Raw genomic sequence first — 12,083 nt, 5'->3', positions numbered from 1 at the left:
GAGCATTTCCTTTAATTCTTTTTATTATAGACGGTTTAGCTAAGCATTCTGCTAAATATTATTTAAATGCAAATTTCAAAATATAACTACTAAATTTCTCTTTCCGTCTCAATGATATAAATATTCTTTTCATTTTGAGATTTATTCACTTGTTTTTTATAAACCTCTATTAGATATGTTATGTAAACTGATTAAAAGTAATTTATTATAAATCCCTTTATATAGCCGTTTTTCAAGTCACATTCCCCCCTACTTTACCACTCGGTGTAACCACATTCTGTGTGCTTTCTGCTTCATGTAAGTGCAAATCCGTACATCAGTATTCGCACTCATCATGATAATACGATGAAGATTTAATTCCTCAAATCCAAATGTAATCAGCAACCTTGCTACTCCCGTTGCAAGTCCCTTTCCCCAATAATCTGGATTTATGTTATACCCTATTTCTCCCTCCTTATTAGTAAAATCTCGAATCGTAATCGCACCTGCCCCTACCACTCTTTCGTACTCCAATTCAACCAATGCAAAAGAAAATCGACTTTTCGGGAACTTACTTGCATCTTGAAGAACTTGGTTTACAAATTCTTTTGTTTCCGTTTCCGAATTAGGGCCCCATGCTTGGTATCGGCACACAATGGACTGTGATGTGTATATATGTATATCCTTCCAATCATTTCCTTCGATTTCTCATAGTTTGAATCTATTATGTTATGAACCACTCAATTCCCTCCATTCACTTATGCCCTTTATCCCACTAAATTTCATCATAGTATTCCATTAACTTATCTTAATTACAACATGAAAAAAATCGTAAATCCACTGATACTATTTATCTAGTAAAAGAGAATCAGTACATATAACCTTTATACGTTTCTTCAAACAGCTTACTCGAAATTGATCCTACATATTCGAATGTTCCATACCAGAAAATAAGTTCTTGTAGAGATTTGTCAAACACTGAATACGTGCCGTCTTTGCCCTTCTCTTTTTAGAGGAGGTGACAATAGAACGTGGAGAATACTAGAACCGCCCGTAAACGTTCAGAGAGAGAAAAGAAACGTAAGCGTCTTTTTTCTTTTGGCACAATCGTTACAGCATTCAGTTTCCTTAGAAATATACATTACTTTTTCACCAAAAGTGAAATAGGTAAGGATATAACTGAATATGTAAGACATCTTCTTAAATAAAAAAAGTGCCGCTATAAGTAGCGACACTAAGACCAGTTTGTAGTTATGATTGGGTTCCAAGGTGAAGTACTGACCATACTTTCATTGCACACGACCAATGCAGTATCATTTTGAAGTGCAAAGACGTTGAAACCCAGATTACTACTCTATATAGTATTGCGACATGCAGTGCTTTTATTCCTGTCTGCGTACGAAAAAAAGCCTTGGTGACCAAACCAAGACTTTTCAAAAAGCTTACGACCTATCAATAGAACGAGAATCAGAACCACCCGACTTCTTGTTCGTTATAATCTAGCTTACACCCTTATTGTACTATACGTTTTTTATATTTTCAACAGTCTGCATTCCTTTCACGCAATATTCATACTTCTAATACTGAAAGTTACTTTACACGATCTCTATCCATTGAAGATTTACGTCACACTTTACATACTTCATAGAAAAGATACGATAACATTACTATTTTTATAGTCTGCAGCTTGGTATACAATAAGAATATCCATATACTAGGAGTGATCAGGATGACAAGTACTTTACTACTATTAGCTCTTACTTTGTGTGGAATAAGTGGACTATTCTCCCTAATTAGGAAGCTAACTACGCCAAAACAAGATAAGGCTAAACGTTTAATTATTATTGAATCATTGTCTATATTAGGAGTTGCATGGATAGGTATTGGACTATTCTTGTAACATACTTACACATTACTTTCGTTACGATTGAATAAAACTTATTATTCCGTCAATAATAGGGATAGGCATTAGCCAAAACTCATTTAAAGTCCTTAGTCTTTCTCCTTTCCCCTTGGAGATTCCTTGATCTGGAGCAGTTAGCTTTACTAACAGCTCCTTTTTTTGTATCTGTAAAAGCATGATATCATAGTATTATACAGACAACATAATTACATCACTATAGTCGCTCTAGCCTGTTCGAGTACACCACAATATAAAAAACGTTTCCTATTTTTAATAGGAAACGTTACTTTTTCAGTTGTAACCCTTTTGATGTAGCATAATCCTCCACACTCCATATGCCACGTTTTTCTTTTTGTGTCTTATTTTGTGTCTTCTCTAAATAATCTACATACTTCGTATTGGGCTGATAAATATAGGAAACTCGCGCTAATCCCCTTTCCACAAGCATTCGATTTAAGAGTTGTCCATTGACCCATACGTAGGCCACTAATCTTTTAAACTTATCACGTTCCCCTACATCCATTTCTAACTCTACTTCTTTTCCCACTGTCGCATACTTAGCGGTAAATGCTGCTCCTTCTAATCCAAACGGTTGGAGTCCTAGTCTTGGATGATGTACTTCAGATGTATCAATACATAAATCTCACATCTTCTACCTTACCGTTTGCTAACTTCACGCGAAACGTATCACCATTGATATGTTTCAGTATCTTAGCTTTGATGATTCTATTATCGTTTTGTTTCTTACTCTCCCCAGATACTGGCTTTATCGCCTGCTCTACCAATTCTGGATGCTTCATTTTATCCATATACTCTTCTTTTTTTACAGGTACGGACGCTGCCTCATAACTATCCTGTTCAGTTTTATTTTGTTTTGTCTCGCTTCCTTTCTGCTGGTCTTTCTCCGCTACATTTCTTGTAACGGAGCTACTACCCCCTGTTACCAATCCTAAAATCATGCACAATGTAGAAATGAACCATAAAAATTTCTTCATCGTATGCCTCCCTCTCTTCTTGTTTTTCTTCCCTTACATCATAACGAGATTGGAATCAGTGTTTGAAAAACTATTAATTTCTATGATTGAACAAAGATTTATGTATAAATCCATTGCTTAACTCCTCTATTCTTTCAAACGGACTTTTTATGATATATATGCAGGATTCCCCCATACATGTAACGAAACCCCAATAGGGAAAACATTCCACTAATTACCATTCTCATTTCATACCATTATACATTTGGAGGTTAAACAGGATGAAAAAAAAGAAGTTACAAAAATCAGCACTTTCTTTTACCTTACTCTTTTCTTTAGGTGTTTCTTCTTTTCCGTTTACAACAACGATTCATGCGGATACACAAGAGGCACAAACTGCAGAAAAGAAACCAATCTCTTTAACGGAGCGTACGACTTTATTTTTTAAATATCTCCAGCAAGGTAAATATGCAGAGGCACTTCAGTTAACGTCTGCTGCTTTTCAATCCAAGTTTACGGCAAACATATTACAAAGCTGGTGGACACAAAGTGGCGGGAGTATGATTACAAGCATGGGGAAACCTGTTATTAAAGAACGAAACTTAGTCCATCAAACGGTTGAAATTCCAGGGGCTATCGAAGGAACTACTATTTCACTACTCCTTAAATTTACGCCTGGCGGCAAAATTGATGAAGTTGGCGTAAGGACGACGCCACAGAAATCTTATACCATCCCACATCCTAGTTATGACCAACCTGATTCCTACCAAGAACGTGAAATCGTAATTGGAAATACTACATACCCGTTACCAGCCACATTAACGGTTCCAAAACATAAACCTGGCGAAAAAGTACCTGTTGTTGTTCTTGTTCACGGTTCTGGTCCACAAGATCGTGACAGTACATTTATGGGAGCTAAAATCTTTAGAGACCTTGCAGCTGGTCTTTCATCAAGCGGTATCGCGGTGCTACGTTACGAGAAACGTTCCTTAGAACACGGTTTTAAAATAAGTGCAGAACCTGCTACATTAGATCGCGATACTACAGATGATGCCATATATGCAGCAAAATCAGCAGCGCAGCAGGAAGGCATTGACCCAGATAATATCTTCATTCTCGGGCATAGCCAAGGAGCTGGCACCATGCCGCGTATACTAAGCAAAGCACCTTCATCACTTGTAAGAGGAAGTATTTTAATGGCACCCCCTGCACGTCCTTTTACTGACATGCTCCTTGATCAGTATCAGTACCTCGGGGCACCTAAGGAATTTATTGATGAACTAAAAAAACAATTCGCTTATATTAAGGATCCTACTTTTGATCCAGATCACCCACCAGCTGGTTATAATTATCCTTCTCCACATTTCATGTATGATGTGACTCGTTGGCGTCCAGTTGAGGAAGCGAAATCACGAAAAGAGCCATTACTGATTCTGCAAGGCGCACGTGATTATCAAGTAACTGTAAAAGAAGAGTTTACGAGATGGCAAGAAGGGCTTTCAAGCCGCAATAATGTTCAGTTCAAAGAATATCCGAAATTGAATCACATCTTCACGGAGGGCGACGGGGAATTCAGTCACCCTAGTGAATACGAAGTCCCTTCCAATGTTCCTGCATATGTCATCCAGGACATCGTTACATGGGTCAATGAGACAAAGAAATAAAAAAACAACAAAAGCCATCATGCAATCATCATTTCGTGATGGCTTTTGTGATATTAAAACATGTCATATCAGAAATTAATCGCTTCTATGAATTGATATTTTTACAGCGTTTATTTGCTTCATATCTTGCTATTCCTGGTCCGTCAGTGCAAGATTACAAAATTTATTTCGATATGTAAGAATGCATATTATTTCTCTTGGATGTTATGATATACTCTCTTTGTGAGCTGATACAATATTTCTTTAGATTGGAAAACTAAAACCTCATTAACCCAAGTTGGGGGCGCCATTTGGCGTCTTTTTTTAGTTTTGCTCCATAGGCATTTAGCTTAGATATTGAAGTAACCCCAAAACAAAAAATAAGCTGCCCATTTGGAAAACTTATGTATATCATTTTCGAATGCGGGAGTTCCATCTTTCAAAACTAACCTATTATTATCACTAAGAATGATAAACCAGCAAACAATAAACCGATAGCAAATTTATTTGCTGTACTTGGTTGGCGTGAATTCAGCTTTACCCAAAGCCAAGCAAATACTGGTGCTAGTAAAATAATATAAATAGGGTTTAAAGATTGGAACCATGAAAATAGAATTGTTTTTACTAACTGTACAAGCCTACCTGTGGCAATAGTCTCAGGTATTTTTTCGTTCATTGTATTTATTTGTTTTGTTATCTTTCCTTAACAACAAATAAGACGCCGCCAAAATTAAGGCAGCGCCTACTATAATTCCTATACATTTAATCAAAATCATTTATCCTCACATTATTTATTTCTTTGCTTCCATACCCCATTATCTTTACGATAAGTATTCTTGCCATCCATGAAGTCAGCCGTATTACCCGGAATGCTATATTTCTTATTCTTTTTCTTAGCCTTCTTCTTCAGCCTTTTCTCTTCTTGAATAACTTGCAAATCCGCCTTCCATTGTTTCAACAAATCCTTTTCATTTCGCATCGAATTTGTACCCCTTGGATTAAAATGTGAACCAAATAATTAGATTCTACCTATTTATATATATATCCTCTAATCCAATGTACCAAGTTATGTTTTTCTTTTTAAATAGACCAACAATATATTAAAATATTCTATATATCCAAGGAGTTTTGCCATGCCTAACTTTCATAAAGAATTACCCCTATAATGAAAAAAGGCTATTGATGTACGTATTCATACACGAATAGCCTTTTACCATTTGAAATTATATATTCTTTTATTACATTTTTTTGATACGAATGCTATTTCTTTTCTCCAATAGATAAATATTTCAAGTCATTAATATCATCTAGTATAGTTATACTAGGGATCTTTTCCTCTCCAATACGGCCATAGGAAAGATTAAATCCGTTTTTATTTGCCTCTATAAATTTATCGGTGAAGCAATTTTTATGAAAGCAAATTCTGAACTCCCTTTGATTTTCATACAAACCCTTCCTTTTTAACAAGTATCCTAGTCTTGGATCTTTATCGTATTCTTCCTCTTCAAAGATCGGCTTTTCATCAATCCCTTGATAATGAACGTAATTTGCCCAAGAATTGCCGTTTGTACCTTGTTCACGTTCTAATCCATCTAAGAGATTTTGCACTCCATAAAAAACTGCTATTTTCCTATCCGAGAATTCATTTCGGAAGACATTGATAATACTTTCTGGTATTTTATTATTTTCAAACTCTTCAATTGTAATATAGAAGAAACTACTTATATAGACCTCTTTCATCTCAGTATATATTTTTGCGAGGTATTGCTTGTCAAAAGCATCTTTTTGTCCCTTTTTTATATTTAGAAAATTATTCTTTTCTTTGTAAGGACGAACGTAATATCCTTCTAGTGCATCTCCAAATAAATCTTCTTTACTTTCTCGACCCATTTTTCTAAAAACTTCTGCATTTGTAAAGTACAGCGTCTCATTCTTGGCATCCTCGATACATTTTTCTTCATTTCTTATTCCTTTTAGCAACAGTATTTTTTTATTAAAGTCTCCTTTTAATCTTTCATTTTCCATTCTTATTCCCCCTTAAAGTGTTTTAGCAAATGTAGATTCATTACTTTAATCTAATTATATCAACTATATGATAGCTTGTCTGAATCAAAACAATAAGTATCTGATATATTAGTTCTTTATAATACAAAGTGCCTTTACATGAAACAGCGCATCCTTTGTATTATAAAAATCCAAGCAACTAACAAGCTAGAAAAGATCCTTCCATATCATTTATAATTTATTGATTTTCTTTATACCTAGCTAAAACATTAAATCCGTTTAATATACGAATTCTATATAATAAGGGGAAAAGCACCCGTTATGGATACTTTTTCTCATTATTTTTAATTTCTTTTTTATTATCTATGATTGTTTCAACAATCCAGGCTAAAGAAACATCGATACCAAAAAGAATACTTACACCTGCAACGCCGTAATAACCTAACTGTTTAGCCATTAGATTTACAGTAAGGACTAATCCCAGCAAAATGATTACAAGTATTCTTTTCCTTCCTCTCTCTAACAAACTGACTTCTCCTTCCCTAGAATATCGATCATCTATATAAAATGCGAAATTAGATATATTGATTAAACACATTATTAAATCTATTCATCTTCATTACCGCATAATAACAACCACTCTTCAACATCTCGTATATAGAATTGATTATCTTTATAACACAAACAGCCATCACAAAAGTATTTAACATTACACTAGAAGATGGTTCAGTAACTGTAAGCAGAAGAAGACAGTCTTATAGAAAGAAAATTATAAAAATAAAAAAGTAAGCAAATTAATTGTTCTTTTTTTATGTCATTTCATCATAATTCAAACATATTAATACTCCTTCACTGTCCATTAAAAAGACTAGATAACATCTATTCTTAGTTAGATTTTCAATAACAACCTTTATTTTCCTAAAATTCAATTAAATCTTTATAAATTTCTAACTAGTATTAATTGATAGGAATCCCACAACATAAAATGGAATTTATTCTCAAAAGTTATTAATTATTCTATCTGTCAAACTATTAGTTTACCTCTTCTTCATATTTTAATTGTCTTTTGACCACGATCAAACAAATAAAATACACAAATAGGTAAGGAGCATTAGTATGATTATACAAGAAAAATTATCTTTTTCAGATCTAGGTTCATTAGATTCAACTACAGATTCCATAATGGATGCGTTTAAAGATCTTTATGGAATACTTCCTGATGAAATTGCAGTAAATAATGAGACGTTTCCAATTCATAATAAACCTGCTATTACTGAACGTTATGATCACGCTTGTTATAAAATGCTGGGCCCTTTTATATTTCGAGATCTTGAAAAACCCTCAACAAATGAAATAACCCTAAAGGAACAATTTGTATGTAATCCTAATAATGAAGAACAAGAGATTGTAGTCACAATAAAAGAACAATGGGCCAATATACAATCTTGGACTTCGAAATCTATTACAGGGTTAACTTTAAAATCAGATCTTATCATTTCAGGTAAATTTCAATCGGGTAATGAATTTAATATTTCAACTTTTGTAGGAGAAAGCAATTCAAAAGCAATTCATACCTCTCCTTCAATTGAACAGTCTATTAAAGTACCTCCAAATAGTAAAATGAAAATAGAAATGATTGGAACATTAATTACTGAGGTTCTCCATTTCCAATCAATTATAACGGTACAAGGCATGTTTGGTGCATGTTTTCCACGTATGGTTCGTGGACATTATGTTGGGTTTAAAAGTGCTGGCCACATCCTAAATAAAACATTTGGAATAATTGAAGGATCCATTAACAATACAGTACTTCAGGATATTGAAATACAAATTAAAGGGATAGAACCTTATTCCAATAAACAAAAAGTGATCAAGTAGTAAAGTTAAAAAAACAAAAAAATATACTGTTTTTTGATTCTATATCATATATAGATCATTAGAATAAGGAAAGGGAAAAATCTATGGCTAATAATACTTCAAAATCATTGAATGGAGGAAAATCAATTGTCAAACAAAAATGAGTTAAGTTTTTTCATTATTAGATTAGTATTAGGGTTAACTTTTTTTGCTCATGGACTCGGAAAATTTCAAGATGGCATTCATAATACGGAAAATTTCTTCAACAGCCTAGGAATATTCGATTGGCTTGCATATCCAGTAGCAATTCTTGAACTAGTGGGTGGTATTTTAGTTATTCTGGGGCTTGGTACACGAATTATTTCAACCTTATTTTCTTTACTTATAGCCGGAGCCATTATTACTGTGAAATTTGATCAAGGATTTATAGGAGGGTATGAATTTGATTTATTATTATTGGCTGTTTCTTTATTTTTTGTAATAAATAACAGCCAATCTATTTCATTAGATCAATTCCTATCGAATCGTAATAATAAACAACAACAAACTCTATAAACATAAAGTTTCTCCTCAACACATAAATTTTTATTTTGCCAAGAAGCTTATTTATATGAATTACTCAATTTAGATCCGAAAAAAATAAAAAGAATCCCTTATATTTTGAAAAAGTTTTTTCAAAATATAAGGGATTTCTAATTTACTTTCAAATTATTGTATAAAAAGGACTTCAACTTTTGGTTACATAAATACCTTCTTATCTTTTTTAAAACGCTCTGTATGCATTTTCTCAGTTGTTAATACCACTTTCTGTGGAATCTTATATAATGGTAGTTTATCTTTACAGAACTCTCTTAGTCGCTTTCTAAATTCACTTACACTTTCATTTGTATTTAATTTAACCACAGCCTTAACCATTTGGCCTGTGATTGTATTTTTTTCACCAACAACAGCAACCTCTTCTACTCCATCCATTAGCTGTATTACATTTTCAACTTCAGCTGGAAATACTTTTTCTCCGCCAATATTTATAATCTCTGATTTTCTTCCTAAAATTTTAATATAATCTCCATCTACTTCCACCATATCTCCTGTCATAAGCCAGCCATCCTTGGTAAATGGACTTGGGGCATTAATATAACCAATCATTGTAGACATTGATTTGATCTGCAACATGCCATCCACAATTCTTGACTCAATATTCTCATCACTTAGTTTGATCCATAAAGAGTCATTCGATTTAGATTTCGAATATAAAACCCCATATTCTGATAACCCATACATTTGTGTAATTTTAACATGAGGGAATATTTCGTTTATTTTACTTAGTGTAGCCTCAGGCATAACTTCTGATCCATAAGAAATAGTCTGCAAACTATTTAAATTATACTTTTTATAAACCTCGCTCAGTATAAGTAAATTTATAAAAGTTGGTGATGCAGGTAAAGCTTGTACCTGATGTTTCTCAATCATGTTACATACTCGATTAGGGGTACGATCATCAATTATTACCAAACATCCTAGGCTAGAAATAATTTGGAAGAGAGTATTAACCCCTCCAATATGATCAAATAACATAAATGGTATAACACGTTTTGCACTCCTTGCGACACTGTACTTCTTTTGAAGTAATGTAAAATCGTGTACAATTGCTTTACTGCGTCCAGTTGTACCAGATGAAAACAATACTAATCCTGGATGTTTTAACTTTTTCAGTTGTAATAATAATTCATTTTGAATGTAATCCCTTTGGATATTGATTATTTCAAAGCTCCCGCTTTCAACTTTAATTGCATTTTCTAATTCAACTATTTCATAGTATTCTTCCTTCTTACTGTCAACCAAAGAATTTAAGATTGGTACTACAGTACATCCTAATTCAATAAGTGCTAAAAACATAGCTATAGAGTATGGAGAATAATCCGCTTCCAAAGAAACTATTGTATAATCTATCTTCTTATGTTCATTTAACTCCCTTGTATAAATCTTTATTTGATTTAGAAACCACTCATATGTGTAAGTTTTATCCTTCCAAACAATAGCTTCGCATTCTTTATTCATTTCAAATCTTTCAAATAAAAAATCAATATGCATACCTAACCTCCTTTTAAATTTTCTCCTTTAATATTTTGTTATGTTAGTGATTTTAATTGTTCCTGGCATTCTAAAATATACGCAACTAATGCTTCTATTGTTTTAAATGGGCTATTATGTTGTGACATTGTGTCTAAATTCACCAAATCAACTGATAAACCCAATTCATCTTCTAAGCCTTGTTCAATACTTACCAGTAGAGATACCAACCCTAACGAATCTAAATACCCCTCCCAATCATAAAGATGTGCTTTCAAGCCTTTTTCAAGATCAATTTTATTTTCAAGATTTTCATTCACTTCTTCAACACAGCACAATACGATTTGAATAATCTTTTCTTTATTTGTATCTTCCAAGTAAATACACTCCTTTTTATAAATCATCTTTTTACTATGAAGATTTCCTTCCGGCAATTGTAGTAGTATATAATATGAACAATAAATACACTTATTCTTCTACTGATAAAGTTTGTAAGTATACGTAGTAGCCTTACTCTACTTTCTCTGAATTATCTTTTCCCTATTAAGACTGAAGACTATAATTATGTTGCAGAAGAAATAAAATATTCTCATGTAAGACACACTCTCTATTAATAATATCCATCATTATCAAATTAAAAGATTCGAGATCACTTAAGTTACTATCTTTTTTTAATAATTTAATATGTGCAATTTTATACAGTCTTTCCCATGATTGTTTTATATCCATTAACTCACTAGTAACATGAATAAATTTATCTTCAAATAACTCATTCATGTCTATAAGTAAGTCATATAAAAAATATCTACTCCATCTCATATCAAATAAACATTTCAAATACAAAGGAAACATATTTCTTTGTTTATGAAAATCTTCATTTATATTTTCTTTAAGTTCAAGGGCTGCAATCTTACCAAAATAATATATCTTATTGTTTTTTTGCATAACTAAACCTCGAACATACTCACTTGATATTTTTTTTAGTGTTCTTAAAAAAATATCTCTAAGATTTTCCATGCTTATTTTTTCTTGTATAATTACATCAATTGATGAGTAAGATGAAATCCTTTCTATACCTTTTGCTTGAGCCAATTCAGGTATAGCTTTTCCTCCTTTCCAAAAAGAATGGAACTCCTCCATTGATATCTCACCCATAAATTTATTAGGAACTGGATCTTGAACAAATACTCTATCTTCTGTAAGTTTGTTAATTGCGAGGTAATGGTCTGTAACATATTTATCCGTATGGACATCTATATGACTTTTTATAAATTTGGGGTTCAAATAATCATTACTATATGGTAGAAAAAAGGTGCTTCCTAAGGCAATAAATACTTCTTGACGATTTAAACATTCTTTTATATATTGAAGCCCCTTTTCGAAATTAGAATATACATGTTTCTCCATACGAAATGTTTGATTATATTCTAACAACTGTGTATATCTTGCTACAGAAGGTATCGATGTGATAGTATCCATACGATATGATGGTATACTATATAACTCTTCATTCGCTATTAAACTCATGTAACTAACGCTACCCATACTTTTTAATTTATCGTGAAGAATTGGTATATAGCATGAATAATAATAAGGGACATCGAAAGTTGGAATTAATTCTTTCATTTTCACTACAGCACTCACCCCATATTT

13 protein-coding genes and 1 pseudogene are annotated in these 12,083 nt (G+C 32.6%); 4 read left to right on the top strand and 10 right to left on the bottom strand.

What is annotated here, in order from left to right:
- Positions 1-249 precede the first annotated feature (249 nt).
- On the bottom strand, positions 250-633 hold the full coding sequence (locus MR107_RS05885; RefSeq protein ID WP_242292148.1) for a GNAT family N-acetyltransferase: 384 nt from the start codon (positions 631-633) through the stop codon (positions 250-252).
- A gap of 1,075 nt (positions 634-1,708) precedes the next feature.
- Here MR107_RS05885 and MR107_RS05880 point away from each other — a divergent pair.
- A complete protein-coding gene (locus MR107_RS05880; protein WP_166695909.1) occupies positions 1,709-1,879 on the top strand; it encodes a hypothetical protein in 171 nt (56 codons plus the stop codon).
- A gap of 286 nt (positions 1,880-2,165) precedes the next feature.
- Here MR107_RS05880 and MR107_RS05875 read toward each other — a convergent pair whose 3' ends face one another.
- Together MR107_RS05875 and MR107_RS05870 are read right to left on the bottom strand one after the other, a co-directional pair.
- Positions 2,166-2,516, bottom strand: coding sequence for a thermonuclease family protein (locus MR107_RS05875; RefSeq protein ID WP_242292178.1), 351 nt, complete (start codon positions 2,514-2,516; stop codon positions 2,166-2,168).
- Positions 2,512-2,877 (bottom strand): hypothetical protein, encoded by a 366-nt coding sequence (locus tag MR107_RS05870; RefSeq protein WP_242292147.1) that lies wholly within the window; start codon positions 2,875-2,877, stop codon positions 2,512-2,514. Before MR107_RS05870 ends, MR107_RS05875 begins: the two co-directional genes overlap by 5 nt.
- Positions 2,878-3,137: 260 nt before the next feature.
- Between MR107_RS05870 and MR107_RS05865 the strand changes: the two genes are divergently transcribed.
- Complete coding sequence (locus MR107_RS05865) at positions 3,138-4,520, top strand: alpha/beta hydrolase family protein (protein ID WP_242292146.1); 1,383 nt, start codon at positions 3,138-3,140, stop codon at positions 4,518-4,520.
- Positions 4,521-4,950: 430 nt separating this feature from the next.
- On the opposite strand, the pseudogene MR107_RS05860 reads toward MR107_RS05865, so the two are convergent.
- From MR107_RS05860 to MR107_RS05845, 4 genes and pseudogenes are all read right to left on the bottom strand, one after another.
- A pseudogene (locus tag MR107_RS05860) lies at positions 4,951-5,106 on the bottom strand (POT-type proton-dependent oligopeptide transporter); the annotation flags it as partial.
- 180 nt (positions 5,107-5,286) lie between these two features.
- Positions 5,287-5,478 carry a hypothetical protein gene (locus MR107_RS05855; protein ID WP_242292145.1) on the bottom strand — a complete coding sequence of 64 codons (192 nt, stop codon included), beginning with the start codon at positions 5,476-5,478 and terminating at the stop codon, positions 5,287-5,289.
- Positions 5,479-5,759: 281 nt separating this feature from the next.
- Entirely contained in the window at positions 5,760-6,524 is a 765-nt protein-coding gene (locus MR107_RS05850; protein WP_242292144.1) for a hypothetical protein, read from the bottom strand.
- Positions 6,525-6,822: 298 nt separating this feature from the next.
- On the bottom strand, positions 6,823-7,029 hold the full coding sequence (locus MR107_RS05845) for a hypothetical protein (protein WP_242292143.1): 207 nt from the start codon (positions 7,027-7,029) through the stop codon (positions 6,823-6,825).
- Positions 7,030-7,619: 590 nt separating this feature from the next.
- On the opposite strand from MR107_RS05845, the gene MR107_RS05840 reads away from it, so the two are divergent.
- A complete protein-coding gene (locus MR107_RS05840; RefSeq protein WP_242292142.1) occupies positions 7,620-8,381 on the top strand; it encodes a hydralysin-2 in 762 nt (253 codons plus the stop codon).
- 126 nt (positions 8,382-8,507) lie between these two features.
- Positions 8,508-8,915, top strand: coding sequence for a DoxX family protein (locus tag MR107_RS05835; protein ID WP_176328023.1), 408 nt, complete (start codon positions 8,508-8,510; stop codon positions 8,913-8,915).
- 183 nt (positions 8,916-9,098) lie between these two features.
- Here MR107_RS05835 and MR107_RS05830 read toward each other — a convergent pair whose 3' ends face one another.
- The 3 genes from MR107_RS05830 to MR107_RS05820 form a co-directional block, all read right to left on the bottom strand.
- The gene (locus tag MR107_RS05830) at positions 9,099-10,451 is read right to left on the bottom strand and encodes an ANL family adenylate-forming protein (protein ID WP_242292141.1); all 1,353 of its coding nucleotides are present in this window, start codon (positions 10,449-10,451) and stop codon (positions 9,099-9,101) included.
- Positions 10,452-10,489: 38 nt separating this feature from the next.
- Positions 10,490-10,807 (bottom strand): hypothetical protein, encoded by a 318-nt coding sequence (locus MR107_RS05825; RefSeq protein WP_000390267.1) that lies wholly within the window; start codon positions 10,805-10,807, stop codon positions 10,490-10,492.
- Positions 10,808-10,973: 166 nt separating this feature from the next.
- Complete coding sequence (locus MR107_RS05820; protein WP_149216947.1) at positions 10,974-12,062, bottom strand: cysteine peptidase family C39 domain-containing protein; 1,089 nt, start codon at positions 12,060-12,062, stop codon at positions 10,974-10,976.
- Positions 12,063-12,083: the final 21 nt, after the last annotated feature.

This window comes from Bacillus cereus group sp. BfR-BA-01441, from assembly GCF_022663075.1.
Taxonomy (GTDB): domain Bacteria; phylum Bacillota; class Bacilli; order Bacillales; family Bacillaceae_G; genus Bacillus_A; species Bacillus_A cereus.
Note: the sequence above shows the minus strand (reverse complement) of the source record. Positions and strands in the feature narration are given on the sequence as shown.

Coding starts and splice junctions, on each gene's coding strand:
- MR107_RS05830 (WP_242292141.1), bottom strand. CDS start 10,451: ATGCATATTGATTTTTTATTTGAAAGATTTGAAATGAATAAAGAATGC.
- MR107_RS05865 (WP_242292146.1), top strand. CDS start 3,138: ATGAAAAAAAAGAAGTTACAAAAATCAGCACTTTCTTTTACCTTACTC.
- MR107_RS05870 (WP_242292147.1), bottom strand. CDS start 2,877: ATGAAGAAATTTTTATGGTTCATTTCTACATTGTGCATGATTTTAGGA.
- MR107_RS05880 (WP_166695909.1), top strand. CDS start 1,709: ATGACAAGTACTTTACTACTATTAGCTCTTACTTTGTGTGGAATAAGT.
- MR107_RS05840 (WP_242292142.1), top strand. CDS start 7,620: ATGATTATACAAGAAAAATTATCTTTTTCAGATCTAGGTTCATTAGAT.
- MR107_RS05855 (WP_242292145.1), bottom strand. CDS start 5,478: ATGCGAAATGAAAAGGATTTGTTGAAACAATGGAAGGCGGATTTGCAA.
- MR107_RS05850 (WP_242292144.1), bottom strand. CDS start 6,524: ATGGAAAATGAAAGATTAAAAGGAGACTTTAATAAAAAAATACTGTTG.